Origin of the sequence: Pseudomonas sp. 91RF (assembly GCF_003576265.1) — a bacterium.
Lineage (GTDB): Bacteria > Pseudomonadota > Gammaproteobacteria > Pseudomonadales > Pseudomonadaceae > Aquipseudomonas > Aquipseudomonas kribbensis.
In genome coordinates this window covers 1-25072 of sequence record NZ_QWFC01000036.1, presented here as the reverse complement: position 1 = coordinate 25072, position 25072 = coordinate 1, and the positions used below count along the sequence as shown (strand labels likewise).

At 60.9% G+C, this 25072-nt stretch carries 24 protein-coding genes and 1 pseudogene; 11 read left to right on the top strand and 14 right to left on the bottom strand.

From position 1 onward, the window contains the following. Positions 1-5 precede the first annotated feature (5 nt). Entirely contained in the window at positions 6-413 is a 408-nt protein-coding gene (locus tag DXT77_RS19330; protein WP_085710507.1) for a hypothetical protein, read from the top strand. A gap of 44 nt (positions 414-457) precedes the next feature. On the opposite strand, the gene DXT77_RS19325 is transcribed toward DXT77_RS19330, so the two are convergent. Then, complete coding sequence (locus DXT77_RS19325) at positions 458-1345, bottom strand: LysR family transcriptional regulator (RefSeq protein WP_119428801.1); 888 nt, start codon at positions 1343-1345, stop codon at positions 458-460. Positions 1346-1515: 170 nt separating this feature from the next. Here DXT77_RS19325 and DXT77_RS19320 point away from each other — a divergent pair, with 170 nt between their 5' ends. Together DXT77_RS19320 and DXT77_RS19315 are read left to right on the top strand one after the other, a co-directional pair. Then, on the top strand, positions 1516-1725 hold the full coding sequence (locus tag DXT77_RS19320) for a type II toxin-antitoxin system HicA family toxin (RefSeq protein WP_119428800.1): 210 nt from the start codon (positions 1516-1518) through the stop codon (positions 1723-1725). After that, positions 1725-2129: a type II toxin-antitoxin system HicB family antitoxin gene (locus tag DXT77_RS19315; protein WP_114881918.1), complete on the top strand. Its 405-nt coding sequence runs from the start codon at positions 1725-1727 to the stop codon at positions 2127-2129. The genes DXT77_RS19320 and DXT77_RS19315 overlap by 1 nt, the downstream gene beginning before the upstream one ends. Before the next feature lie 37 nt (positions 2130-2166). On the opposite strand, the gene DXT77_RS19310 is transcribed toward DXT77_RS19315, so the two are convergent. Continuing rightward, complete coding sequence (locus DXT77_RS19310; protein ID WP_085710513.1) at positions 2167-3354, bottom strand: MFS transporter; 1188 nt, start codon at positions 3352-3354, stop codon at positions 2167-2169. A gap of 243 nt (positions 3355-3597) precedes the next feature. On the opposite strand from DXT77_RS19310, the gene DXT77_RS19305 reads away from it, so the two are divergent. Continuing rightward, a complete protein-coding gene (locus DXT77_RS19305) occupies positions 3598-4218 on the top strand; it encodes a DUF5666 domain-containing protein (protein ID WP_119428799.1) in 621 nt (206 codons plus the stop codon). A gap of 88 nt (positions 4219-4306) precedes the next feature. Here the strand turns inward: DXT77_RS19305 and DXT77_RS19300 are convergent, their stop codons facing one another. From DXT77_RS19300 to gcl, 8 genes are all read right to left on the bottom strand, one after another. After that, entirely contained in the window at positions 4307-5305 is a 999-nt protein-coding gene (locus tag DXT77_RS19300; RefSeq protein WP_119428798.1) for a sulfate ABC transporter substrate-binding protein, read from the bottom strand. 104 nt (positions 5306-5409) lie between these two features. Further along, positions 5410-6234, bottom strand: coding sequence for an ion transporter (locus DXT77_RS19295; RefSeq protein WP_119428797.1), 825 nt, complete (start codon positions 6232-6234; stop codon positions 5410-5412). Between the two features lie 21 nt (positions 6235-6255). Next, complete coding sequence (locus DXT77_RS19290; RefSeq protein ID WP_119428796.1) at positions 6256-7170, bottom strand: urea transporter; 915 nt, start codon at positions 7168-7170, stop codon at positions 6256-6258. Between the two features lie 145 nt (positions 7171-7315). Then, the gene (gene pyk, locus DXT77_RS19285) at positions 7316-8731 is read right to left on the bottom strand and encodes a pyruvate kinase (RefSeq protein ID WP_119428795.1); all 1416 of its coding nucleotides are present in this window, start codon (positions 8729-8731) and stop codon (positions 7316-7318) included. Continuing rightward, a complete protein-coding gene (locus DXT77_RS19280) occupies positions 8728-10002 on the bottom strand; it encodes a glycerate kinase (protein WP_119428794.1) in 1275 nt (424 codons plus the stop codon). Before DXT77_RS19280 ends, pyk begins: the two co-directional genes overlap by 4 nt. 159 nt (positions 10003-10161) lie before the next feature. Next, the gene (locus DXT77_RS19275; protein WP_047292610.1) at positions 10162-11055 is read right to left on the bottom strand and encodes a 2-hydroxy-3-oxopropionate reductase; all 894 of its coding nucleotides are present in this window, start codon (positions 11053-11055) and stop codon (positions 10162-10164) included. Positions 11056-11206: 151 nt separating this feature from the next. After that, positions 11207-11989 carry a hydroxypyruvate isomerase gene (hyi, locus tag DXT77_RS19270; protein WP_096822135.1) on the bottom strand — a complete coding sequence of 261 codons (783 nt, stop codon included), beginning with the start codon at positions 11987-11989 and terminating at the stop codon, positions 11207-11209. Between the two features lie 137 nt (positions 11990-12126). Beyond that, complete coding sequence (gcl, locus tag DXT77_RS19265; protein WP_119428793.1) at positions 12127-13902, bottom strand: glyoxylate carboligase; 1776 nt, start codon at positions 13900-13902, stop codon at positions 12127-12129. A 268-nt stretch (positions 13903-14170) separates the two neighbouring features. On the opposite strand from gcl, the gene DXT77_RS19260 reads away from it, so the two are divergent. Both DXT77_RS19260 and DXT77_RS19255 read left to right on the top strand, forming a co-directional pair. Continuing rightward, entirely contained in the window at positions 14171-14611 is a 441-nt protein-coding gene (locus tag DXT77_RS19260; RefSeq protein WP_085710524.1) for a heme-binding protein, read from the top strand. 208 nt (positions 14612-14819) lie between these two features. Then, positions 14820-15316: pseudogene (locus DXT77_RS19255) on the top strand (transposase). A gap of 70 nt (positions 15317-15386) precedes the next feature. Here DXT77_RS19255 and DXT77_RS19250 read toward each other — a convergent pair. Then, a complete protein-coding gene (locus DXT77_RS19250) occupies positions 15387-15992 on the bottom strand; it encodes a TetR/AcrR family transcriptional regulator (protein ID WP_085710525.1) in 606 nt (201 codons plus the stop codon). Between the two features lie 134 nt (positions 15993-16126). Between DXT77_RS19250 and DXT77_RS19245 the strand changes: the two genes are divergently transcribed. Then, the gene (locus DXT77_RS19245; RefSeq protein WP_119428792.1) at positions 16127-17041 is read left to right on the top strand and encodes a DUF808 domain-containing protein; all 915 of its coding nucleotides are present in this window, start codon (positions 16127-16129) and stop codon (positions 17039-17041) included. Positions 17042-17106: 65 nt separating this feature from the next. Here DXT77_RS19245 and DXT77_RS19240 read toward each other — a convergent pair whose 3' ends face one another. Then, positions 17107-17895 (bottom strand): VacJ family lipoprotein, encoded by a 789-nt coding sequence (locus DXT77_RS19240; protein WP_085710534.1) that lies wholly within the window; start codon positions 17893-17895, stop codon positions 17107-17109. After that, the gene (locus DXT77_RS19235) at positions 17888-19186 is read right to left on the bottom strand and encodes a serine/threonine protein kinase (protein WP_085710535.1); all 1299 of its coding nucleotides are present in this window, start codon (positions 19184-19186) and stop codon (positions 17888-17890) included. Before DXT77_RS19235 ends, DXT77_RS19240 begins: the two co-directional genes overlap by 8 nt. Before the next feature lie 223 nt (positions 19187-19409). Between DXT77_RS19235 and DXT77_RS19230 the strand changes: the two genes are divergently transcribed. Then, positions 19410-19784 carry a hypothetical protein gene (locus DXT77_RS19230; RefSeq protein WP_085710537.1) on the top strand — a complete coding sequence of 125 codons (375 nt, stop codon included), beginning with the start codon at positions 19410-19412 and terminating at the stop codon, positions 19782-19784. A gap of 44 nt (positions 19785-19828) precedes the next feature. Here the strand turns inward: DXT77_RS19230 and DXT77_RS19225 are convergent, their stop codons facing one another. Further along, entirely contained in the window at positions 19829-21424 is a 1596-nt protein-coding gene (locus DXT77_RS19225) for a beta (1-6) glucans synthase (RefSeq protein ID WP_119428791.1), read from the bottom strand. A gap of 287 nt (positions 21425-21711) precedes the next feature. Here DXT77_RS19225 and DXT77_RS19215 point away from each other — a divergent pair, with 287 nt between their 5' ends. The 3 genes from DXT77_RS19215 to DXT77_RS19205 all read left to right on the top strand — a co-directional run bounded on the left by DXT77_RS19215 (position 21712) and on the right by DXT77_RS19205 (position 24771). Further along, a complete protein-coding gene (locus DXT77_RS19215) occupies positions 21712-22563 on the top strand; it encodes a glycine betaine ABC transporter substrate-binding protein (RefSeq protein ID WP_119428790.1) in 852 nt (283 codons plus the stop codon). 241 nt (positions 22564-22804) lie between these two features. Further along, entirely contained in the window at positions 22805-23116 is a 312-nt protein-coding gene (locus tag DXT77_RS19210) for a DUF485 domain-containing protein (protein WP_085710541.1), read from the top strand. Then, on the top strand, positions 23113-24771 hold the full coding sequence (locus DXT77_RS19205; RefSeq protein ID WP_119428789.1) for a cation acetate symporter: 1659 nt from the start codon (positions 23113-23115) through the stop codon (positions 24769-24771). Before DXT77_RS19210 ends, DXT77_RS19205 begins: the two co-directional genes overlap by 4 nt. The last annotated feature ends 301 nt before the right edge of the window (positions 24772-25072 follow it).

Genomic DNA, 25072 nt, shown 5'->3' with positions numbered 1-25072 from the left:
CCGCCATGAACGCCATCGCCCGAATCACAGTCCTCACACTGGCCCTGGGCTTGAGCGCATGTGCGGTGCAACGGCCGGAGCCGACGACACGGCTGCCGCCGATCCCGCCGTCACAACCCAGCCCGACCCCGTCGACCAGTCCGACGCCGGGCAAACCGGGCATCCCGGCCAAACCCTCGAAACCCGCCCCGCGCACCTCGGCAAGCTTCGCCCCGCCACCGGGCGGCAACAGCCACTGGGACCAGAAACTGGGCGTGTACGTGCTGGATGACCAGCCCAACACCTTCTACCGCCAGCGCACCTACTACCGCTGGAACAACGGCTGGAGCCGCTCGATCAGCCCGAACGGACCGTGGGAGGACACCAACATCCACGGCGTACCGGCGGGGTTGGGCAAGCAGTTCGGGGAGTAATGAAAAACGGCGATCTTTGGATCGCCGTTTTGCTGTGTGGGGTTTTACAACGCTCGCGCCAACAACCCCTGCACATACTCAACAAACGCCCGCGCCTTGGCGCTGGCCATCCTGCCCGTCGGAAACACCGCCCACAGCTCCTGCTTCGGCAAAATCCAATCGCTCAAGACAGCCTTCACAGCGCCACTGGAGAGTTCCGGTGCAAACATCCACTCCGAGCCCATCCCCAGCCCCTGATGGGTCAGCACCGCCTCACGCAACCCTTCGGCCGCGCTGACCCGCAGGCGGCCGTTGACGGTCACGGACTGTTCTTCGCCATCCCTGTTGAAGTGCCAGGTCGCGCCGCCGCCACGATGGTAGATGACGGCGCGGTGCCGACTCAGATCGGCAGGGCAGGCAGGTTCACCGTGACTGGCGAAGTAGGCCGGGGTGCCAACAATGACGCGCCGGCATTCGGCGATCTTGCGCACGGTCAGGCCTGAGTCGCTGAGCGGGCCCAGGCGCAGGGCGACGTCGATGCCTTCTTCCACGAGGTTGATGTTCTGGTCGTCGAGCAACAGATCGACATTGAGTTGCGGGTGCTGATCGAGAAACGGTCCCAGGTGTGGCACCACGTGCATCCGGCCGAAGGTCACGGCAGTGCTGACCCGCAGGTTGCCGCTCAGGCCGCCCGCCACGCCTCGGGCAGCGTTGTCAGCCTCGTCGGCTTCTTCGAGCGCACGCCTGGCCCGCTCGAAAAACGCCAGGCCCGCTTCGGTCGGCATCAGGCCTCGGGTCGAACGCAACAGCAGGCGCACGCCGAGGCGGGTTTCGAGTTGGGCGATGGTTTTCGACACGGCCGGCTGACCGATATTCAACCGCCGGGCGGCGGCGGAAAACGAGCCGGTTTCCACGACGTAGACGAAGGTTTCCATGGCGGCGAGGCGGTCCATCGGGGGTCCTTGAGAATAGAGAGGAGCATGACAGCCGAGTTTAATCGGGTCCGAGGACAGTGCATCAATCACATGCTGCAAAACAACCGAACGTCGTCCTGCGGATTTCTGTGCTTGAGTAAAGATAACTCTAGAGTTACTTTTATTGAGCCGAAGCAAGGAGGCGGTTGGTGCAGAGCAGGTTATTGATCAAGGAGCTGGAGGAAGCAGGCTGGACGCTGGATCGGATTACCGGCAGTCACATCTTCACGCACCGTTACAACCCTTACACGATTCCCGTTCCTCACCCGAAGAAGGATTTGCCGGTCGGGACGGTCAAGAGCATCAGGAGGCGCGCCGGGTTGTACAACCCGCCAGCCAGTGACACAGGAGATTCGTAATGCAATACCCAATCTGCATCGAGTGGGGCGACGAGAACACCGCCATCGGTATTCAGATCCCCGATATTCCCGGCGCGGTAACGGCCGGTGATACGTTTGAGGATGCCTACAACGCAGCCGTCGAGATTGCCCACATCATGCTGCAGGAGATTGCGGCGGATGGTGATCCGATTCCGATGCCGACCTCGGCAGCCACCCATCGCAACAACCCGGAATTTGCCGACATGGGCTGGGGCATGCTGGAGCTGGATATCTCGCCGTACATGGGCAAGACCGAAAAGGTCAATGTGACGTTGCCCGGTTACGTCATCCAGCGGATCGACCGCTATGTGCGGGAGCACAACGTCAAAAGTCGTTCATCCTTTCTGGCTGACGCTGCCATGGAAAAACTGGTCCGGCATTGAGCGTCGGGCGCTGCCGGTTGGCAGCGCCTCGCACCTTTCAAGCAGTCGCCATCACTGCTTTCTGGGAAACACTCAAAAACCGCACCAGCGCCAGCAGCGGAAATGCACTGCCGACAATCACGATCCATAGCCACCCGCCATGTTCGTACACCGCACTGGCCACCGACGAGCCGAAGGCGCCGCCGATGAAGATGCTGGTCATGTACAGCGCGTTGAGGCGGCCGCGGCTTTTGGCATCGAGGGAGTAGACCGCGCGCTGGCCGAGCACCATGTTCATCTGCACGCAGAAGTCGAGCACCACGCCGGTCACCGCCAGGCCGATCACGCTGTAGGCCGGGTGGATAAAGGCCGGCAGGAAGCTCAGGCTGGCGAACAGCATGGCCAGCAGCGAGGCGACGCGGGTGTGGCCGGCATCCGCCAGGCGTCCACTGATCGGCGCGGCGATGGCACCGATGGCGCCGACCAGGGCGAAGATCGCGATTTCACTCTGGGACAGGCCATGGTTACGCGCCAGTTCCAGCGGCACGGCGGTCCAGAACAGGCTGAAGGTGGCAAACATGCAGGCCTGGTAGAACGCCCGCTGACGCAGCACCGGTTGCTGGCGCAGCAGCGTCCACAGCGAGCCGATCAACTGGCCGTAGGAAGCACTGTGATCCGGCTGGCGCTTGGGCACGGTCAGGGCCAGCACGATGCTGATCGCCGCCATCAACGCTGCAGCGATCATGAACATGGCCCGCCAGCCGAGATGGTCGGCAACGACGCTCGACACTGGACGCGCCAGCAGAATCCCCAGCAGCAGACCGCCCATGATCCCGCCGACCACCCGGCCACGGGATTCCTCCGGCGCCAGATGCGCCGCCAGCGGAATCAGGATCTGCACCGACACCGAACTGAAACCCACCAGCAGCGAAATCAACAGGAACACATTGGGCTGATCGGTAAACGCCGCCCCCAGCAGACTGGCAATCGCCACCACGGTGGTGATGATCATCAGGCGACGGTTTTCCAGCAGATCCGCCAGCGGCACCAGGAAGAACAGTCCCAGCGCATAACCGATCTGGGTCAGCGACACGATGAAACTGGCCATGGTGTCGGTCAGGCCGATGTCCGGCGCGATCAGGCCGATGATCGGCTGGGCGTAGTAGATGTTGGCAACGATGGCGCCGCAGCAGAAAGCGAACAGCAGCACCATGCCTCGGGTCATTGCGTGAGTTGTGGCGGTCATAGGGTTTCTCGATCCAGCGAAAAGGAATGCGGTGAGGCTAAGGGACGAAACGGGCGGGCGGTAGAAGCCCTGGATCGATATCAGTTATTCCGTTGCGGAATAGATCCCGTCGAACAATCCGTCGTCCATCGGCGAACCTTGCGTCCGACCGAAGAGGGACGATGATACATTCACTTACATCTTGTTCGATAGCGTGCTTATGTTGCGCCTGGATTTCCATGTGCACTCAACGGGAGGATTGCGATGTTTCGTCAGTTGCTTCGCCACACCACGACTCTTTTGATGATCGGCGTACTCAGTGTCGGCAGCGTCTACGCCGGCGACGCCCCAGGCATGCGCATCGGCGTACGTGGCGAAATCACCGGGGTCAGCCCGGAATCCCTCAAGGTTCACGTCAACAGCGGTGAAAACGTGGTGATCCAGCTGACCCCGGACACCAAGGTCCGCGCCGTCACCCTGGCCAATATCGAAGACATCAAGCCCGGCAGTTACATTGGCTCGGCAGCCATTCCCCAGGAGGATGGCACGCTCAAGGCGCTGGAGGTTCACGTCTTCCCGCCGGAGCTGGCCGGCAGCGGCGATGGTCATCGGCCGTTCGATCTCGCCAAGGGCAGCAGCATGACCAATGGCAGCGTCGGCGATCTGGTGGTGAGCAACGGCCGGGTGCTGACCGTCAATTACAAGGGCGGCCAGCAGAAGATCCTGGTGCCGGAGGACGTGCCGATCGTCAACCTGACGCCGGGCGATCGCAGCCTGCTCAAGGTTGGCGTGAAGATTGTCACCTTCGTGACCCAGAGCGCGGATGGCACGTTGACCGCGCAATCGATATCGGCCGGCAAGGATGGCGTGAAACCACCGATGTAATAGCCCTCACCCTCTCCTAAGGGAGAGGGGATTTTGCCCACAAAAAAGGCGACCTCTTCAGGTCGCCTTTTTCATTTCAGCTCACGCCTTACTGGCCGTTGTAGATCTGGTCGAAGGTTCCGCCGTCGTTGAAGTGGGTCTTCTGCACGGTGCGCCAGTCACCGAAAGTTTTCTCGACCGACAGGAAGTCGACTTTCGGGAAACGGTCGGTGTACTTGGCCAGGACCGCCGGGTCACGCGGACGCAGGTAGTTGGCGGCAGCGATTTCCTGGCCTTCCGGCGACCACAGGTACTTCAGGTATTCCTCGGCGGCGGCGCGGGAGCCTTTCTTCTCGACGACTTTGTCGACCACCGACACCGGCGGCTCGGCTTCGGCGGAGACGCTCGGGTAGATGACTTCGAACTGGTCGCGGCCGAATTCGCGGGCGATCATTTCGGCTTCGTTCTCGAAGGTCACCAGCACGTCGCCGATCTGGTTGGTCATGAACGTGGTGGTGGCGGCACGGCCACCGGTGTCCAGCACTGGTGCTTGCTTGAACAGTTTGCCGACGAAGTCCTTGGCCTTGTTCTCGTCACCGCCGTTTTTCAGCACATAGCCCCAGGCCGACAGGTAGGTGTAGCGGCCGTTGCCCGAAGTTTTCGGGTTCGGCACGATTACTTGCACGCCGTCCTTGAGCAGGTCCGGCCAGTCTTTCAGGGCTTTCGGGTTGCCCTTGCGCACGATGAACACGGTGGCGGAGGTGAATGGCGCGCTGTTGTTCGGCAGGCGGGTGACCCAGTCCTTTGGAACCAGTTGACCGTTGTCGGCCAGGGCATTGATGTCGGTCGCCATGTTCATGGTGATCACGTCAGCCGGCAGGCCGTCGATCACCGAGCGGGCTTGCTTGCTCGAACCGCCGAAAGACATCTGCACCGTGATGTTTTCGTTGTGTTCGGCCTGCCAGTGTTTCTGGAACGCAGTGTTGTAGTCCTTGTAGAAATCGCGCATCACGTCGTAGGAAACGTTAAGCAGGGTCGGTGCGGCTTGAGCCACGCTGCCGAAGGCCAGACCAGCGGCGAGAAGTGAGGCGCCAAAGAGTTTTTTCACTGCGCATTCCTTGTTCTGTGGGGGTGTTTTTACAAAGGTGAGGCCATTTGCCAGCGACTATAGCGGGGCGCGCATAGTCGCTTAAAGATTAAAAAGAACTTTGCTTATTCCATTTTCTTGAACAGCGCATTGCCACAACGGGAGCAGAACGAGGCTTCGTGTTCATGGCTGTTTTTCTTGCACACCGGGCAGTCGTGCTGCAACTGACCACCACGCATGGCGGTGGCCAGTTCGGCGGTGAAAATCCCCGTGGGTACGGCGATGATCGAATAACCGGTAATCATCACCAGCGACGAAATCACCTGGCCCAGAATGGTCCTCGGCACGATGTCGCCGTAACCCACGGTGGTCAGTGTCACGATAGCCCAATAGATGCCTTTGGGAATGCTGGTGAAGCCATGTTCCGGGCCTTCGACCACGTACATCAGGGTGCCGAAGACTGTGACCAGAGTGCAGACGCTGAGCAGGAACACGAGGATCTTCTGCTTGCTGCCGCGCAGGGCGTCGAGCAGGTAGTGCGCCTGTTTCAGGTAGGGGCCGAGCTTGAGTACGCGGAAGATCCGCAGCATCCGGATCACTCGGATGATCAGCAGGTATTGGGCGTCGCTGTAATACAGCGCGAGGATGCCGGGCACGATCGCCAGCAGATCCACCAGCCCGTAGAAACTGAAGGCGTAGCGCAGCGGTTTGGGTGAGCAGTACAGGCGCAGCAAATACTCGCCGAGGAAGATGACCGTGAAGCCCCATTCGATGTACGCCAGCACATTGGCGTAGTTCTGGTGGATGTCATCGATGCTGTCGAGGATCACCGTCACCAGACTGGCGAGGATGATCAGCAGCAGGGTCTTGTCGAAACGACGTCCCGCTACTGTGTCAGTCTGGAAAATGATCACGTACAGGCGATCACGCCACGTGTTGTTGCCGTTCATGCGAATCGCTCTGGCGGTAAATCAGCGCAGCCTAGGTTGATTCTCCCCGTTAGCGCAAGGCGCGACGTTGATCTCCGGTTGGCGCATCAGGCGAATGCCGGTGCGCAGCAGCCAGCAGGCGAGAATGAACGGTGCCGTGAGGGTCGCCAGACCCAAGGCACTGAACAGCGGCGTCAGAAGCAGCGCCAGGCCGATGCCGAACAGCGGCAACCACGGTTGCTGGCGCTGGGCGCTGAAGGCGAGGGCGGCGAGCACCGCGTTGTAGCCCCCCAGACCGAGCAGCGCGACCTGGCTGTCGTGATGCAACAGGCTGGAACCCAGACCAATTACCGAAGCCAGCAGCGCCCAGGCAAAGGCCCGGCGATCGGCGATCAGCAAACCGGCCGCGATCAATCCACCGGCCAACGGATGGTCGAGGAACATCACCTGACCGAAGCCTTTCAGGGCGGCACCGAGCAGGTTCACGGTATTCAGTTCAAGCGCCGGAGCCGGCGTCGAAGGCTCGGCGAAACACAGGAACACCCAGCTCAACAATACGAACGGCGCAGTGTAAGCGGGCAGGTACTCGGTGAGGCGTGCGCGCTTGAGCCATTGCTGCGTGATCATCGCGCTTAGACCGCCGGCCGCTAGAATCAGCGGCGGCAGCATCGGCGACCAAGGGAAATACAGGCTCAGCAACAGGCCGACCAGCACGCCGTTGTAGCTGAACAGTCCGGCCTGGCGATCAGCCTTGGCGTAGTTGCGCCGTTGCGCGGTGAGCAACCCGGCGACCGCGCCGAGCAGCGCGCCGGCGAACAGCACCGGCGCGGTGAATAAAATGGCCAAAAGGCACAGCAGGCCACACAACGGGTGGCGCTGGAGGAAGATCTGACTGAAGCCGTTGAGCAACGCTTCGGCCCAGTCGGGGCAGTGGGTGTTGAAATGGTTGGCAGGCATGTCGGGACAATCTGGGCAGTAGGACAATCAAAAGGTCTTGCTTGAAGCCGTGGTGAGGGAGCTCATGCCCGGTGAATGCGGTGTCTCTTTTGGAAACCGTCATGCCGAGCGACGGGAGCATGCTCCCTCGCCACACAGGTGTTGCTTAAATCAATGTTTCGATCCGCAGCGAGTTAGTCGACCCCGGCTGGCCAAACGGCACACCCGCGGTGATCAGCAACGTATCGCCACGCTCGGCCATTCCTTGAGCCTGAGCGATTTCCAGCGCGGTCGAGCACACTTCATCCACCTGACGCAGGCGATCATTGACCACCGAATGAATGCCCCACGCCACGCTCAAGCGGCGGGCGGTCTGCAGGTTCGGCGTCAGGTTGAGGATCGGCGCCTTCGGCCGCTCCCGCGCCGCACGCAGACTCGATGCGCCGGACTCGCTGTAGTTGACCAGCACCGCCACCGGCAGCACGTTGCTGATCCGGCGAATCGCACAACTGATGGCATCGGACACGGTCGCTTCGGCTTTCGGCCGGCTGACGTCGAGCTGGGTCTGGTAATCCGGACCGTTCTCCACCTGGCGGATGATCTTGCTCATCATCTGCACGGCTTCCAGCGGGTATTCGCCGGACGCGGTTTCTGCCGACAGCATTACCGCATCGGCGCCTTCGGCCACGGCGTTGGCCACGTCGGTGACTTCGGCGCGGGTCGGGGCAGGCGAGAAGCGCATCGACTCGAGCATCTGCGTCGCCACCACCACCGGTTTGCCGAGCTGGCGGCAGGTGGTGATGATGTTTTTCTGGATCTGCGGCACGCTTTCGGCCGGCACTTCCACGCCCAGGTCGCCGCGGGCAACCATGATCGCGTCGCTCAGCTCGGCGATTTCGCACAGTTGTTCGACAGCCGACGGCTTCTCGATTTTCGCCATCAGGAACGCCTTGTCGCCGATCAGCTCGCGGGCCTCGATGATGTCTTGCGGACGCTGCACGAACGACAGCGCGACCCAGTCCACACCCAGCTCCAGGCCGAAGCTCAGGTCGCGGCGATCCTTGGTGGTCAGCGGGCTCAGATCGAGTACCGCTTGCGGCACGTTCACGCCTTTGCGGTCCGACAGCTCGCCGCCGTTGAGCACTGTGGTGTCGATCGCATCGCTGTATTTGGTGATGACCCGCAGACGCAGTTTGCCGTCATCGAGCAGCAGATCCATCCCGGCTTCCAGCGCGGCGATGATCTCCGGATGCGGCAGGTTCACCCGGCGCTCGTCGCCCGGCGTTGCGTCCAGATCGAGGCGGAACGCCTGACCGCGATGCAGTTGAACCTTGCCGTCAGCGAACTTGCCGACCCGCAGTTTCGGCCCTTGCAGGTCCATCAGGATGCCGAGCGGATAGTTGAGCTGGCGCTCGACTTCGCGGATCCACTGATAGCGCTTGGCGTGGTCGGCGTGATCGCCGTGGCTGAAGTTGAGGCGGAAGATATTGACCCCGGCCTCGACCAGCTCGCGGATGTCTTCGATGCCGTCGACGGCAGGTCCGAGGGTGGCGAGGATTTTGACCTTTTTATCAGGCGTCATGATTTAGAGCTCTCAAGGATCAGGATGGCGCGGAAGTCGTTGACGTTGGTGCGGGTCGGCTCGGTGACGATCAGCGCATCGAGCGCCGCGAAGTAGCCGTAGCCGTTGTTGTTATCCAGCTCGTCGCTGGCGCTCAGGCCGAGGGCGGCGGCGCGGGCGTAGCTGTCCGGGGTCATGATCGCGCCGGCGTTGTCTTCCGAGCCGTCGATGCCGTCGGTGTCACCGGCCAGCGCATAGACGCCGGGCTGGCCCTTGAGGCTGTCGGTGAGGCTGAGGAGGAATTCGGCGTTGCGTCCGCCACGGCCATTGCCGCGCACGGTCACGGTGGTTTCACCGCCGGAAAGAATCACGCACGGTGCCGCCAGCGGCTGGCCGTGATGAATGATCTGGCGCGCAATGCCGGCGTGGACTTTCGCCACTTCCCGGGATTCGCCTTCCAGGTCGCCGAGGATCAGCGTGCTGAAACCGGCCTGACGGCATTTCACCGCTGCCGCATCCAGCGATTGCTGAGGACGGGCGATCAGTTGGAAATGGCTGCGGGCCAGGCTCGGATCTCCGGGTTTGACGGTCTCCGATTCCGGGCTTTGCAGCCAGGTGCGAACGGAGTCCGGGATTTCGATGCCGTAGCGCTTGATGATCGCCAGTGCTTCGGCGCTGGTGCTCGGGTCGGCCACGGTCGGGCCGGAGGCGATGACCGTGGCGAGGTCGCCCGGTACATCGGAAATCGCGTAGGTATAAACAGTCGCCGGCCAGCAGGCCTTGCCCAGGCGTCCGCCCTTGATCGCCGAGAGGTGCTTGCGCACGCAGTTCATCTCGCCGATGGTCGCGCCGGATTTGAGCAGGGCTTTGTTGATCGACTGTTTGTCGGCCAGGGTGATGCCTTCGGCCGGCAGCGCCAGCAGGGCAGAACCGCCGCCGGACAGCAGGAAGATCACGCGGTCGTCTTCAGTCAGATTGCTGACCAGTTCCAGCACGCGTTTGGCCACGGCCAGACCGGCAGCGTCCGGCACCGGGTGCGCGGCTTCGACCACTTCGATTTTTTCGCACGGGGCGCCGTGACCGTAGCGGGTCACCACAAGGCCCGAGACTTCGCCTTCCCAGCAGCGCTCGACCACTTGCGCCATGGCAGCGGCAGCCTTGCCGGCACCGATGACGATCACGCGACCTGTGCGATCGGCAGGCAAATGGGCTTCGAGGACCTGGTTCGGATGGGCCGCGTCGATGGCTGTGGCAAACAGCTCGCGCAGCAATTGTTGCGGATCGACCGACATGGCGGGCTCCCGGAATTCTTGTTATTCGAAAGGGCAACTCAGAACCCTGTGGGAGCTAGCCCGCTAGCGATTCAGGCGCTGAGGTCTGGCAGACACTCCGCGTCGATTCCATCGCCAGCAGGCTGGCTCCCACAGGTTTGATGCAGGTTGGGACAGGGCTTACTTCTTGTCGCGAATCGAGAAGTTGGCCATGTGTTCCAGGCCCTTGATCAGCGCCGAGTGGTCCCAGTTGCTGCCACCGATGGCCGCGCAGGTGCTGAACACTTGCTGGGCGTTGGCGGTGTTCGGCAGGTTGATGTTCAGCTCCTTGGCGCCTTGCAGGGCCAGGTTCAGGTCCTTCTGGTGCAGGCTGATGCGGAAGCCCGGATCGAAGGTGCCCTTGATCATGCGCTCACCGTGCACTTCGAGGATCTTCGAGGAGGCGAAACCGCCCATCAGCGCTTCACGCACCTTGGCCGGATCGGCACCGTTTTTCGATGCGAAAAGCAGGGCTTCGGCGACGGCCTGAATGTTCAGGGCAACGATGATCTGGTTCGCCACCTTGGCGGTCTGACCGTCGCCATTGCCGCCGACCAGGGTGATGTTCTTGCCCATGGCCTGGAACAACGGCAGTGCGCGTTCGAAGGCATCGGCGTCGCCACCGACCATGATGCTCAGGGTCGCGGCCTTGGCGCCGACTTCACCACCGGACACCGGAGCGTCGAGGTATTGCGCGCCTTTTTCGTTGATCTTCGCGGCGAACGCCTTGGTGGCGGTCGGCGAGATCGAGCTCATGTCGATCACGACTTTGCCTTTGCCGATGCCGGCCGCGACGCCGTCGGCGCGGAACAGCACGTCGTCGACCTGCGGGGTATCCGGCACCATGACGATGATGAATTCAGCTTCCTGGGCCACTTCGCGCGGGTTGGCCAGTGCGACGGCGCCAGCGGCGACCAGGTCGGCAGGGGCGGCGTCGTGGTGCGCCGACAGGAACAGGCTGTGACCGGCTTTCTGCAGGTTCGAAGCCATTGGGTGGCCCATGATGCCGGTGCCGATAAATCCGATTTTAGCCATGAGAAATTCCTCTTGTTTTTGTCTTGCTCAAGCAAATAGTGGGCTGTTGTGGGAGCGAGCCTGCTCGCGATTCAGGCGCTGCGGTACATCAGTTGTACCGAGGTGATCTCATCGCGAGCAGGCTCGCTCCCACAGGTTTTTTGCATTGTTCTTAAATTGCGTTATGGCTCTTCAGCCAGCCGAGGCCCGCTTCAGTGGTGGTCAGCGGTTTGTATTCGCAGCCGACCCAGCCCTGATAACCGATGCGATCGAGGTGTTCGAACAGGAAGCGGTAGTTGATCTCGCCAGTGCCCGGCTCGTTGCGGCCCGGGTTGTCGGCCAACTGCACATGGTTGATCTCGGCCAGGTGCGATTGCAGGGTACGGGCCAGATCGCCTTCCATGATTTGCATGTGATAGATGTCGTATTGCAGGAACAGATTGGCGCTGCCGACCTGCTCGCGAATCGACAGGGCCTGCGCCGTGTTGTTCAGGTAGAAGCCCGGAATGTCGCGGGTGTTGATCGCTTCCATCACCAGTTTGATGCCAACGGCTTGCAGCTTGTCGGCGGCGTACTTGAGGTTGGCGACGAAGGTCTTTTCAACGGTGGCATCGTCCACGCCCTGCGGACGGATACCGGCCAGGCAGTTGACCTGGGTATTGCCCAGGACCTGTGCGTAAGCGATGGCCAGATCGACACCGGCGCGGAACTCTTCGACCCGGTCCGGCAGGCACGCGATACCGCGCTCGCCCTTGGCCCAGTCACCGGCCGGGAGGTTGAACAGCACTTGGGTCAGACCGTTGGCGTCGAGTTTGGCCTTGATTTCGGCAGAGCTGAAATCGTACGGGAACAGGTACTCGACACCGCTGAAGCCCGCCTTGGCGGCGGCGTCGAAACGGGCAAGGAAATCCTGTTCGGTGAACAGCATGGACAGGTTGGCTGCGAAACGCGGCATGGTGGTCTCCCGTAAATTTGTGCAGGCCCTTGTGGGAGCTAGCCTGCTAGCGATGACGGTGTGTCAGGCAACATCAATGTTGAATGTACCGGCCTCATCGCGAGCAGGCTCGCTCCCACAGGGGTGACGATCAGCAGTTAATCGAGCAACGAAATCGCCGTTGGCGCATCGTTGCCGACCAGCGCCAGGTCTTCGAATTCGTTGACGGCGTTGATCTCGGTACCCATGGAGATGTTGGTCACACGCTCCAGAATGATCTCGACGATCACCGGTACCTTGAACTCTTCGATCAGCTCTTCGGCCTTGCGCAGGGCAGGGGCGATGTCAGCCGGTTCGAACACACGCAGGGCCTTGCAGCCCAGGCCTTCGGCGACTGCGACGTGGTCGACACCGTAACCGTTGAGTTCCGGCGCGTTCAGGTTATCGAAGGACAGCTGCACGCAGTAGTCCATTTCGAACCCGCGCTGTGCCTGACGGATCAGACCCAGGTACGAGTTGTTCACCACAACGTGGATGTACGGCAGATTGAACTGGGCGCCGACCGCCAGTTCTTCGATCATGAACTGGAAGTCATAGTCCCCCGACAGGGCCACGACTTTACGGTTCGGATCGGCCTTCACCACGCCCATCGCTGCCGGAATGGTCCAGCCCAACGGACCGGCCTGGCCGCAGTTGATCCAGTGACGCGGCTTGTAGACGTGCAGGAACTGCGCGCCGGCAATCTGCGACAGACCGATGGTGCTGACGTAGCAGGTGTCCTTGCCGAACACCTGGTTCATTTCTTCGTAGACGCGCTGCGGCTTGACCGGCACGTTGTCGAAGTGGGTCTTGCGTTGCAGGCTGGACTTGCGCTGCTGGCAATCCTGCAGCCAGGCGCTGCGGTTTTTCAGCTTGCCGGCGGCTTGCCATTCACGGGCGACTTCGATGAACACGGTCAGCGCGGCAGCAGCGTCGGAAACGATGCCCAGGTCCGGGGTGAACACGCGGCCGATCTGGGTGCCTTCGATGTCGACGTGAATGAACTTGCGACCTTCGGTGTACACGTCGACCGAACCGGTATGACGGTTGGCCCAACGGTTACCGATGCCCAGTACCACGTCGGACTTCAACAGCGTGGCGTTGCCGTAGCGGTGCGAAGTCTGCAGACCGACCATGCCGACCATCAGCGGGTGATCATCAGGAATGGTGCCCCAGCCCATCAGGGTCGGGATCACTGGAATGCCGGTCAGCTCGGCGAATTCCACCAGCAGATCGCTGGCGTCGGCGTTGATGATGCCACCACCGGCGACCAGCAATGGACGTTCAGCCTGATCGAGCAGCGCCAGAGCCTTTTCTACCTGCACGCGAGTTGCGCTCGGCTTGGCCAGCGGCAGTGGCTGGTAGGCGTCGATGTCGAATTCGATTTCGGCCATCTGCACGTCGAACGGCAGGTCGATCAGCACCGGGCCCGGGCGGCCGGAACGCATTTCGTAGAAGGCTTTCTGGAACGCGTAAGGCACCTGGCCCGGCTCCAGAACGGTGGTCGCCCACTTGGTCACCGGCTTGACGATGCTGGTGATGTCGACGGCCTGGAAGTCTTCCTTGTGCATACGGGCACGTGGCGCCTGGCCGGTGATGCAGAGGATCGGGATGGAGTCCGCGGAGGCGCTGTACAGACCGGTGACCATGTCGGTGCCGGCCGGGCCGGAAGTGCCGATGCACACGCCGATGTTGCCGGCCTTGGTGCGGGTGTAGCCCTCGGCCATGTGCGAGGCGCCTTCAACGTGGCGAGCGAGGACGTGATCGATGCCACCGACTTTCTTCAGGGCGGAATACAGCGGGTTGATCGCAGCACCTGGAATGCCAAAAGCGGTATCAACCCCTTCACGGCGCATCACCAGAACGGCGGCTTCGATTGCTCTCATTTTGCTCATGGTTTTGTGCCTCTTTACGTTTTGTAATTGTATACAAGTGGCTTTGCGCAGAGTGTATTCACGGCGGACGGCGCAGGTCAATCCATTTTCTCAAGCGCCTGTTTCATTCGTCGGAAGCCGTTTCTGCTGTGGCTTTTCGTCGCATGGGGCGCTTTTCGAGAATTATTGTATACAAAAAAATAATTCATTGTGTTCTATTTGCTGCATCGGGCTGCGGCACAAACGCGCAGCCCAACGGCTTTCCCAATAACAAAATGAGGACGGCACCATGAGCGCTTTAACGTTGAAAGTCGCAGTTAACCTGGTCAACGAAGCCATCAGCGCAGGGCGGGCGATCTCCGCTGCGCCGCTGACCATTGCAGTACTGGATACCGGCGGCCATCTGGTCACCTTGCAACGCGAAGACGGCGCCAGCCTGCTGCGCCCGAACATCGCCATCGGCAAAGCCTGGGGCGCCATCGCCCTGGGTAAGGGCTCACGCCTGCTGGCGCTGGACGCACAACAACGCCCGGCGTTCATCGCCGCGCTCAACAGCATGGGGCAGGGCAGCGTCGTGCCGGCACCGGGCGGCGTGTTGATCCGTGATCAGGCGGGCAACGTGCTGGGAGCGATCGGCATCAGCGGCGATCTGTCGGATGTCGATGAGCAGGTGGCGATCAAGGCTGTGGAGGCTTTGGACCTGCGGGCGGATGCGGGGGTGGCGGCTTGATTTGCGGCGTTTGAACTGACGTCGTCGCGAGCAGGGTTACAAGTTGTCACAGGTATACATATTTCTGTGGCCACCTTAAAACCCCTGTGGGAGCGAGCCTGCTCGCGATGGCTGCCTGGCAGACACAACCTGATAAGGATCTGAACCGCATCCCAGCATTTTCAGGGCTAGCTTGTTTCATGACTGCAATCATGGAGGAGGCTCATCAATGTCCAATTCACCCGCTTCACACCGCCTGAGGATCGGTCGCTATGCCGAGCCTGATCGTATTTACTTACTCACTTCCAATACTTACCAGAGAAAACCGTTTTTCAGGGATTTGGCCTTGGGCAGGTTAGTGGCTAATCAGTTTGTTTTGGCGCAAAAACAGGGTCATGCGAACTCTCTGGCTTGGGTAGTTATGCCTGATCACTTCCACTGGCTCATTGAACTGAAGAGCGGATCGCTCGGTGAGTTGATGCAACGAACCAAATCACTCAGCACCAAAGCCGTAAACCAGTTCACTGGTGGAAAAAAAACAATCTTTGGCAGAAGGGGTTCTATGACCAGGCTCTTCGCCAGGAAGAGGAGCTGGTGAAGTTGGCACGGTATGTCGTGGCTAACCCATTGCGGGCTGGATTGGTGGAAAAACTGTCTGACTATCCGTTGTGGGATGCAATTTGGGCTCAAGCCAAAATCGGGTCGTCTTCATCGCTAGCAGGCTAGCTCCCACGGGAGGGTTTGCGGATGCAGGAGGGTGAGAGCTCGCCTGCTCGCGATGAAGTCACCGGAGGCGTCAGTCCGGCTCGCAGCCCTTGAGCACCAACCGGATGATGGTTTGCGCTGCCGACTCATAATCGGCTTCGTCGAGCTTTTCCTTGCCGGTCACGGCGGAGATCTGCCAGTCGAAGTCGGCGTAGGTCTGGGTCGCGGCCCAGATGCTGAACATCAGGTGGTTGGGGTCGATCGGGGCGATCTGGCCGCGGTCGATCCAGCTCTGGATGCAGTCGATGTTGTGCTTGGCCTGGCTGTTCAGTTGCTCGACCAGGTCGGCGCTCAGGTGCGGGGCGCCGTGCATGATTTCGCTGGCGAACACCTTGGAGGCAAACGGCAGGTCGCGGGAGATGCGGATCTTCGAGCGGATGTAGCCGCTCAGCACTTCGCTCGGCACGCCGTCCGGGTTGAACGGGGTCGAGGCCTGCAGGATCGGCACGATGATGCTTTCCAGAACCTCGCGGTAGAGGTTTTCCTTGGACTTGAAGTAGTAGTAGACGTTGGGCTTGGGCAATCCCGCCTTGGCGGCGATGTCGCTGGTTTTGGTCGCAGCGAAGCCCTTGTCGGCAAACTCTTCACTGGCGGCACGCAGGATCAGTTCTTTGTTGCGCTCGCGGATTGTGCTCATAAACCCGGTGGTTCCTTGCCTGTTCTGGCGGTTGCGCATGGTAGCACCGGCCTCGCGCGCCGCTCAACAATGCCCCGTGTGGCCTGCAGTCGCGGTATGCTGCGCGGCATTATTTACATAAGGAAACAAGATTCATGGCAGGAAGCAGTTTGCTGGTGCTGATCGACGACATCGCCACCGTTCTGGACGATGTGGCGTTGATGAGCAAAATGGCCGCCAAGAAGACCGCCGGGGTGCTGGGCGATGACCTGGCGCTCAATGCCCAGCAAGTCTCCGGCGTGCGCGCCGAACGGGAAATTCCCGTGGTGTGGGCGGTGGCCAAGGGCTCGTTCGTCAACAAACTGATTCTGGTGCCGTCGGCGCTGGCGATCAGTGCGTTTGTGCCGTGGCTGGTGACGCCGCTGCTGATGGTCGGCGGCGCCTATCTTTGCTTCGAGGGTTTCGAGAAACTCGCCCATCCGCTGCTGCATGGCAAGGACGAAGATCAGGCCGGGCATGCGCAACTGACCGAGGCCGTAGCCGATCCTGCGACCGATCTGGTGGCCTACGAGAAGGACAAGATCAAAGGTGCAATCCGCACCGACTTCATCCTCTCGGCGGAAATCATCGCCATCACCCTTGGCACCGTGGCCGAGGCGTCGCTGACCCAGCAAGTGATCGTGATGTCGGGTATCGCCGTCGTCATGACCGTGGGCGTCTACGGCCTGGTGGCCGGCATCGTCAAACTCGATGACCTAGGCCTGTGGCTGACCCAGAAGCCCGGTGCTGCGGTGCAACGCATCGGCAACGCCATCCTGCGCGCCGCACCGTACATGATGAAAGGCCTGTCGGTGATCGGCACGGCGGCGATGTTCCTGGTCGGCGGTGGCATCCTGACTCACGGCGTGCCGGTGGCACATGACTGGATCGCAAGCGTTGCCGCAGCAGCAGGCAGCGCAGGTTTTGCAGTGCCGGTATTGCTCAATGGCGTGGCAGGGATTGTGGCGGGGGCGGTAGTGCTTGCCGTTGTGTCGGTCGTCGGCAAGCTCTGGAAAGCGCTGAAGGGCTGATTGCCTGCTCAATGAAAAAGGCCATTGGATTCCCATCCAATGGCCTTTTTTTGTGGCTGCCGGTGTTACTCGGCGATCTGCAGCTTGCGCGATTCGGTGTACACGTAGCGCACTTTCTCGTACTCGAACGGCGAGTTCATCTGGCCGTAGCGGAAGCGGGTCTGGTAGCGCTTGTCGACCGCACGCAGCGCCCAGATTTCCGGGTGGTTTTCGCTGACTTTCGACACGTTCAGGTAGTTGATCGCCGATTCGGCGGTGTAGTCCACGGCCAGGCCGGCGGTGTCGCGGATGTTCGACGGGCCGAGGATCGGCAGCACGAAGTAGGCACCGCCCGGTACGCCGTAGAAGCCCAGGGTCTGGCCGAAGTCTTCGTTCTGGCGCGGCAGTCCCATGGCGGTGGCCGGGTCCCACAGGCCGGCGATGCCGATGGTGGTGTTGAGCAGCAGGCGCGCGGTGGTTTCCATCGAGCGCTTGCCCTTGAACTGCAGCAGGCTGTTGACCAGGTTCGGCACGTCGCCAAGGTTGTTGAAGAAGTTGCTCACACCGGAGCGCACGAAGCCGGGCGTGACATAGCGATAGCCATCGACCACCGGCAGGAACACCCATTGGTCGAAGCGGTAGTTGAAGTGGTAGACCCGGCGGTTCCACGACTCCAGTGGGTCATACACGTTCAGTGCGTTGAGGGTCGAGCGCTCGAATTCGCGCTGGTCCAGACCCGGGTTGAACTTGAGTTTGGACAGCGGCTCCTTGAAGCCGTCACTGTCGACCACCACCGGTGCGTTGGCTTTGCTGTTGTCGGCCTGGGCCACGCCTGCACAGAGTAACGCTGCAAACAGCAGGAGATATTTAGCCACGGAAGAACTCCAGCATGGCGTCGCTGTTGACGCGGTAGTTAAGGTTGCCGCAATGGCCGCCCAGTGGGTAAACCGTCAGGCGATCGCCGAAGGTCTTGCGCAGGAAGCCGAGGTCGCCCGGGCCGAGGATCACGTCGTCGGCGTTGTGCATGACGGCGATTTTCGGGCTGTCGTGCAGGTAATCCTTGAGGGCGTACAGGCTGACCTGATCGATCAGTTGCAGCAGGCTGCCGCCGTCGGTGCGGGCGCGCCACATCGGGATCACCTGCTCGGTCAGGTAGCAGTCGAAGTCGCATTGCAGCGCACGCTTGAGGAACGGCGTGAGGCTGGTGCCTTCGGTGATCGGGAATTTCGGTGGGGTGATCAGGCCGCGACGGTTGATCAGGTCCGAAGTAAAGGCGATGTCCGCCGCCGAGAAGCGGAACGAGGTGCCGATCAGCATCGCCATCTGTTCGTTGCTCAGGTGCTGCTTGGACTGCTGGAAGTCGTAGAGCAGCGCGTCGTTGAGGTCGATGTAGCCTTTCTGCTGGAAGTAACGGGTCAGCTTGGCCAGTACCAGTTCATAGAACGTTGTGCTGTTGTTGATGCCCTTGACCTCGGTCTGCACCAGCTTGTCGAGGTTGGTGATCGAGGTGTACAGGTTGACCGGCGGATTCAGCAGCAGGACTTTCTTGAAGTTGAAGCTGCGGCGGGTTTCGTCCAGATGAGCGACGAACGCTGCGTCCAGCGCACCGAGGCTGTAACCGCTGAGGTAATAGTCGGTGACCGGCACTTTCGGGTTTTGCGCGCGCACGGCCTGCATCACCCGGTACATGTCTTCGGCGTCTTCCTTGGTCACGCCGGGGGTGGCGAAACGCGAGGCGGCGCTCATGAAGTCGAAACTGGTGGGGGAGGACAGCTGCACCACGTGGTAGCCGGCCTTGTAGTAGAGCTTTTTCAGGTATTCGTTGAGGCTGCTGTCATAACGCGCGCCGGTGCCGGCAATCAGGAAGATCAGCGGGGCTGCCTTGTCCTGGGTGGCGATGCGATAGGTGAGTTTTTTCACTGCCCAGAAATTGTCCGGCAGGATGAATTCGCGTTCCGGGCGCAGGGTGACGCTGCGGTCGGTCTGGTTGATGTCGTCGTCCGACGGCAACTCCGGACGCAGGTCCGGCGGCGTGGTGGCGATGGTCGCTTCGAACGGGTTGGTCAGGGGATAGCCATAACTGGCGGCGTCGATATCCACCGCCAGTGCGGACGCACTCAGAATAAGGCCGCCAAACAGGGCGGCGAAGCGCAAGGATCGGAGCATGACTGAAGCCCTTAAAGGAAGGTGCCGAATGAGGTTCGCAGGCTATGACCACTGGGTTTGCGCCAAAGTGCCATGCCTCGGCACCAAACTGACGGAATTCGGGGTAATAGTAGCCGGACGATACACTTTGCGCGGATCGAATGACCAGTTAAGAGTTGTTAGTTCTTGCACACGGCTGGCAGGCGATTAAGCTGGCCGCCGATTTCCTCGTTTGGAGTGTTCCATGTCCCGCCGCTTGCCCGTGATTCTGCTGCTCGTTCTGTTGCCGTTATGGCTGGCCGCCAGTTATGGCGCGCGTTATGGCTTCATGGAGGACGCGCAATGGGTGGGCATTTGCGTTGACGAGGCGAGCCGCTGGGAATGCTCGGTGCGTTCGAACCTGGGCCTGATGATTCATTTCCAGATGCTCGGCTGGGCGGCGGTCGCGGCTGCCGTGATCGGCTTTGTCGTGCCGGGACGGGCAGGGTGGTGGCTGGCGGTGCTGGCGCTGGTGTTCGGGTTTCCGGCGCTGGCGTTGTACAACACCACGCTGGCGGTGTTTGCGGTGGTGATTGCGGGGTTGCGGCTGGTGCGGGAATCGCGCTCCGCCAACGAATAGTCATGCATCGCGGGCGAGCCCGCGATGCTTTCAGATACTGAAGGTCAGCCTTTGCGAACCCGCAGGCAGCGCCACAACGCGACCACCATCAATCCGCTGACCAGCGCCCAGCCCCAGGCCTGCTGATTCTGCAAGCCTTCACGGAACAGCTGCGGCGCAATGCAGGCACCGATGATGAAGGTCAGCAAGGCAATTTCCCGGCGGGCCACCGGCACCGGGCGGCACAGGTAAACCAGTGCCGGCAGAATGAACGCTGCACTCGCGAAGCTGCGATAGCGCGGATCGAACACCATCTCCAGCACCATTATCGCTGCCGCAAAACCGGCCGCGGCAACCAGCCAGCCGGCTTGTCGTTCGAACATATTGAAGGCGCGTTCACGCCAGCCGCTGCGGGCGCTCAAGGTCAGCGCGGCGTGCGCCAGCACCAGCAGATTCAATACGGTCAGCAGGCCGACCCATACCCATTCGCTGGCGAAGCGCGTGGTCAGCCATGCCAGGTTGGCCCAGGCTCCGATCGAACAAGCGGCGAGGGCGCCGAGCAATGGCAGCACCAGCGCTGAAGCCGTGGTGCGAACCCGACCGCCAAGCACCAGCGTGCCGAGGAAAATCAAACCGCCGATTGCCAGCCAGCGCGACCAGTCAGGTACGTTGGATACCGGCCCGGCCAGCACGCCTTTGTCCTGGCGATCCGCATCGAACAGCCCCCAGTAACCGCCAACCGCGCCTTCACTGCCGCGTTTCCACGGCTGGTCGAACGCTTCGATCAGGTTGTAATGCCAGCCCTGCTGTTCGGCCAAAGTGACAAAACCGCGAATGAACCTGGCTTCGTTGACCCGGCTCGGCAATGCGGTCTCCCGTTGACGGCCTTCGCTCGGCCAGCCGGTTTCGCCAATCATCACGTCCTTGGGGGCGAATTTGTTGCCGAACACCTGGCGCACATCGGCCACGTGTTGCAGGGCAGCATCGATGTTCGAAGGATCATCTTCCCAGTACGGCAGCAAATGAATGGTCAGGAAGTCCACCGCCGGCGCGACTTCCGGGTGCTTGAGCCAGAACTCCCAGACATCGGCGTAGGTCACCGGCTGCTTGATATGGCTTTTGACTTTGTTGATCAGCTTCGCCAGTTGCGCTCCGGTGACTTCTTTGCGCAGCAAGGCTTCGTTGCCGACGATCACCGCACTGACCACGTCCGGGTTGGCGTTGGCCGAGGCGATCAGCAGATCGACTTCTTTCTCGGTGTCCACCGGGTTGCTGTTGACCCAGGCGCCGATCATCAGCTTCAAACCATGCTTGCGCGCCAGTTCCGGCAGGGCTTCGAGGCCGGTCATGGAATAGGTGCGGATGCATTCGAAGCGGGTGGCGAGCAGGGCGAGGTCGGCGTCCATGCGCTCCGGGCGCAGTTTGAACGGCACGTCGAACGGCGACTGATCCTTGTCGAACGGCGTGTAGGAGGCGCATTGCAACTTGTGGGTCGGGGTGGCGACATCCGGCAGGATCACCGGTTTGCCGAGGCCGTACCAGAAGCCGCAAAGCGCAAACAGGCCGAGCAGGCAGGCGAACAGATAAGGAAGAAAAGGGAAGCGGGAGGATGCGGACATGGTCAGGCCGAGTGGCTGCAAAGCGACGCATGTTACCTGCATTTATAGAGGGGTTGGTGGCCTGCATGTTTTTGACATGCAAAGTTCGGGCGGATTGTCTGGCGTCAAATATTCAGACGCAGTTAATGGCTTTCTGATGTCGTTTCTCGTTGCTTCGAGGTCGCTGGCAGAGCAGGTCGCTGTGTGCGTCAGGTTGATGATCAAAGCCATCAGTACTCCGCTGATGTTCGAACGAGTTTGCGGTCAGGCGTGATGGGGGCGCTGTGCACCATAACAATACGTTGACGATGCCCGGCATCCGTCGGGCGCAGCATTTCGGGGAAGTAACGATGAAGATGCGACGACTTTTAGGCGCAGGTGCCGCTCTGGTGCTTGCGATGAGCTCCACTTTCGCCAGCGCTGAAAAACAGACCCTGAACATCGGTTACGTTGACGGCTGGTCCGACAGCGTCGCGACCACCCACGTGGCGGCCGAAGTGATCAAACAGAAACTCGGCTACGACGTGAAGCTCCAGGCCGTCGCCACCGGGATCATGTGGCAGGGCGTTGCCACCGGCAAACTCGACGCCATGCTGTCGGCCTGGCTGCCGGTGACCCACGGCGAGTACTGGGCGAAGAACAAGGATCTGGTCGTCGATTACGGCCCGAACTTCAAGGACGCAAAAATTGGCCTGATCGTGCCCGAGTACGTCAAAGCCAAATCCATCGAAGACCTGAAAACCGACGACAGCTTCAAGAAGCGTATCGTCGGCATCGACGCCGGCTCGGGCGTGATGCTCAAGACCGACCAGGCGATCAAGGACTATGACCTGACCGGCTATCAACTCAAGGCCAGTTCCGGCGCCGGCATGATCGCCGAGTTGACCCGCGCCGAGAAAAAGAACGAATCCATTGCTGTGACCGGCTGGGTGCCGCACTGGATGTTCGCCAAGTGGAAACTGCGTTTCCTCGACGACCCGAAAGGCGTGTATGGCGCGGCTGAAACCGTGAACAGCATCGGCAGCAAGGAGCTGGATACCAAGGCGCCGGAAGTGGCGAAGTTCCTGAAGAACTTCCAGTGGGCCTCCAAAGACGAAATCGGTCAGGTCATGCTGGCGATCCAGGACGGTGCCAAACCTGAAGCCGCTGCCAAGGACTGGGTTGCCAAACACCCGGACCGCGTGGCTGAATGGACTAAATAAACGCTGCACCGCTTTACCCTGTGGGAGCGAGCCTGCTCGCGATGCGATCTGCCAGTCGACTCAAGAGGTGACTGACAAGACGCCTTCGCGAGCAGGCCCGCTCCCACATTTATTTGTACAGTCCTGAAATTGGCATAACGGTCATGGCGTTCTACTACTAAGGTCGTCTGGAAGCCGGCTCGCAGCCGCATACAGTGGATACGTTCCAAAAATAAAAATCTGTGCTGCGAGGATAAAAACAATGAACGACAGCATTTACCTCTCTATTCAGAACAGCCCGCGCTTCAAGGAGCTGGTGAAAAAAAGGGAAAGGTTCGCCTGGATACTCTCGGCGATCATGCTAGGGCTCTACTCCGGATTCATCCTGCTGATCGCGTACGGGCCGCAAGTGCTCGGGACCAAGATCAGCGCCGGCTCATCGATCACCTGGGGCATTCCCATCGGTGTCGGGCTGATTGTCTCGGCCTTCATCCTGACCGGTATCTACGTACGCCGCGCCAATGGCGAGTTCGACGACCTGAACAATGCGATTCTCAAGGAGGCTCAGCAATGATCCGGCGTCTACTGGCTCTTTTGAGCATCGCAGCGTTCGCTCCAGCCGCCTGGGCCGCTGACGCCCTGACCGGCGAAGTCCACAAGCAACCGCTCAACGTTTCCGCGATCGTCATGTTCGTGGTGTTCGTCGGCGCGACCCTGTGCATCACCTACTGGGCCTCCAAGCGCAACAAGTCGGCTGCCGACTACTATGCGGCGGGCGGCAAGATCACCGGTTTCCAGAACGGTCTGGCAATTGCCGGTGACTACATGTCGGCGGCGTCCTTCCTGGGGATTTCCGCGCTGGTGTTCACCTCCGGCTACGATGGCCTGATCTACTCGATCGGCTTCCTGGTGGGCTGGCCGATCATTCTGTTCCTGATCGCCGAGCGCCTGCGCAACCTGGGCAAATACACCTTTGCCGACGTGGCATCCTACCGCCTCGGGCAAACCCAGATCCGCACGCTGTCGGCCTGCGGTTCGCTGGTGGTGGTGGCGTTCTACCTGATCGCGCAAATGGTCGGTGCCGGCAAGCTGATCCAGCTGCTGTTCGGCCTCGACTACCACGTCGCGGTGATTCTGGTCGGTATCCTGATGTGCCTGTACGTGCTGTTCGGCGGCATGCTGGCGACCACCTGGGTGCAGATCATCAAGGCGGTTCTGTTGCTGTCCGGTGCCTCGTTCATGGCGCTGATGGTGATGAAGCACGTCAACTTCGACTTCAACACCCTGTTCTCCGAATCCATCAAGGTTCACGCCAAGGGCGAAGCGATCATGAGCCCCGGCGGTCTGGTGAAAGACCCGATCTCGGCGTTCTCCCTCGGCCTGGCACTGATGTTCGGTACCGCCGGCCTGCCGCACATCCTGATGCGCTTCTTCACCGTGAGCGACGCGAAAGAAGCCCGCAAGAGCGTGCTGTATGCGACCGGTTTCATCGGCTACTTCTACATCCTGACCTTCATCATCGGCTTCGGCGCGATCCTGCTGGTCAGCACCAACCCGGCCTTTAAAGATGCAGCGGGCGCTCTGCTCGGCGGCAACAACATGGCGGCGGTGCACCTGGCCAATGCCGTGGGCGGCAGCGTGTTCCTTGGCTTCATTTCGGCGGTGGCGTTCGCGACCATCCTGGCGGTAGTGGCGGGCCTGACCCTGGCCGGTGCTTCGGCGGTGTCCCACGACCTCTATGCCAGCGTGATCAAGAAGGGCAAGGCCAACGAGAAGGATGAGATCCGCGTTTCGAAGATCACCACCGTCGCACTGGGCGTGCTCGCCATCGGCCTGGGCATCCTGTTCGAAAGCCAGAACATCGCGTTCATGGTTGGCCTGGCGTTCTCCATTGCGGCCAGCTGCAACTTCCCGGTGCTGCTGCTTTCGATGTACTGGAAGAAACTGACCACCCGTGGCGCCATGATTGGCGGCTGGCTGGGTCTGGTGAGTGCGGTGGGTTTGATGATTCTTGGCCCGACCATCTGGGTGCAGATTCTGCATCACGAGAAGGCGATCTTCCCTTATGAGTATCCGGCGTTGTTCTCGATGATCATTGCGTTTATCGGGATCTGGTTCTTCTCGATCACCGACAAGTCGGCGGCGGCAGAGAACGAGCGGGCGCTGTTCTTCCCGCAGTTTGTGCGTTCGCAGACGGGGTTGGGGGCTAGTGGGGCGGTTTCGCACTGAGGCTTTTTGTGTAGGTTGAGTTGAATGGAAAATGCCCTGGTCGAGAGATTGGGGCGTTTTTTTGTGGGCTTTTTGATTGAGTACATATCCGTTGCTGCGGTAACGGCTTCCTAGGGTTCCGCCCTTACGGCGGGTCACTTTTGGCAAACGCCCCAAAAGTAACCAAAAGGTCTCTACCCTGACGTACGGCCCCTCGCTGAGGCTCGGGGTTCCTTCGCTCCGGGATCGATCCGGGGGCATCGCCTACGGTTTGCTTCGCTGCACCTCCTCTCGATGTGTTTGGCTTCGCCAAACGGTCGCT

Excerpts from the sequence above, each read along its gene's own strand:
- DXT77_RS19310 (WP_085710513.1), bottom strand. The coding sequence starts at position 3,354 with ATGACCGCCACAACTCACGCAATGACCCGAGGCATGGTGCTGCTGTTC.
- DXT77_RS19280 (WP_119428794.1), bottom strand. The coding sequence starts at position 10,002 with ATGTCGGTCGATCCGCAACAATTGCTGCGCGAGCTGTTTGCCACAGCC.
- DXT77_RS19325 (WP_119428801.1), bottom strand. The coding sequence starts at position 1,345 with ATGGACCGCCTCGCCGCCATGGAAACCTTCGTCTACGTCGTGGAAACC.
- hyi (WP_096822135.1), bottom strand. The coding sequence starts at position 11,989 with ATGCCGCGTTTCGCAGCCAACCTGTCCATGCTGTTCACCGAACAGGAT.
- DXT77_RS19215 (WP_119428790.1), top strand. The coding sequence starts at position 21,712 with ATGAAGATGCGACGACTTTTAGGCGCAGGTGCCGCTCTGGTGCTTGCG.
- DXT77_RS19235 (WP_085710535.1), bottom strand. The coding sequence starts at position 19,186 with ATGCTCCGATCCTTGCGCTTCGCCGCCCTGTTTGGCGGCCTTATTCTG.
- DXT77_RS19250 (WP_085710525.1), bottom strand. The coding sequence starts at position 15,992 with ATGAGCACAATCCGCGAGCGCAACAAAGAACTGATCCTGCGTGCCGCC.
- DXT77_RS19260 (WP_085710524.1), top strand. The coding sequence starts at position 14,171 with ATGAGCGCTTTAACGTTGAAAGTCGCAGTTAACCTGGTCAACGAAGCC.
- pyk (WP_119428795.1), bottom strand. The coding sequence starts at position 8,731 with ATGACGCCTGATAAAAAGGTCAAAATCCTCGCCACCCTCGGACCTGCC.
- gcl (WP_119428793.1), bottom strand. The coding sequence starts at position 13,902 with ATGAGCAAAATGAGAGCAATCGAAGCCGCCGTTCTGGTGATGCGCCGT.
- DXT77_RS19305 (WP_119428799.1), top strand. The coding sequence starts at position 3,598 with ATGTTTCGTCAGTTGCTTCGCCACACCACGACTCTTTTGATGATCGGC.
- DXT77_RS19210 (WP_085710541.1), top strand. The coding sequence starts at position 22,805 with ATGAACGACAGCATTTACCTCTCTATTCAGAACAGCCCGCGCTTCAAG.
- DXT77_RS19315 (WP_114881918.1), top strand. The coding sequence starts at position 1,725 with ATGCAATACCCAATCTGCATCGAGTGGGGCGACGAGAACACCGCCATC.
- DXT77_RS19225 (WP_119428791.1), bottom strand. The coding sequence starts at position 21,424 with ATGCAGGTAACATGCGTCGCTTTGCAGCCACTCGGCCTGACCATGTCC.
- DXT77_RS19290 (WP_119428796.1), bottom strand. The coding sequence starts at position 7,170 with ATGCCTGCCAACCATTTCAACACCCACTGCCCCGACTGGGCCGAAGCG.
- DXT77_RS19205 (WP_119428789.1), top strand. The coding sequence starts at position 23,113 with ATGATCCGGCGTCTACTGGCTCTTTTGAGCATCGCAGCGTTCGCTCCA.
- DXT77_RS19245 (WP_119428792.1), top strand. The coding sequence starts at position 16,127 with ATGGCAGGAAGCAGTTTGCTGGTGCTGATCGACGACATCGCCACCGTT.
- DXT77_RS19330 (WP_085710507.1), top strand. The coding sequence starts at position 6 with ATGAACGCCATCGCCCGAATCACAGTCCTCACACTGGCCCTGGGCTTG.
- DXT77_RS19295 (WP_119428797.1), bottom strand. The coding sequence starts at position 6,234 with ATGAACGGCAACAACACGTGGCGTGATCGCCTGTACGTGATCATTTTC.
- DXT77_RS19275 (WP_047292610.1), bottom strand. The coding sequence starts at position 11,055 with ATGGCTAAAATCGGATTTATCGGCACCGGCATCATGGGCCACCCAATG.
- DXT77_RS19230 (WP_085710537.1), top strand. The coding sequence starts at position 19,410 with ATGTCCCGCCGCTTGCCCGTGATTCTGCTGCTCGTTCTGTTGCCGTTA.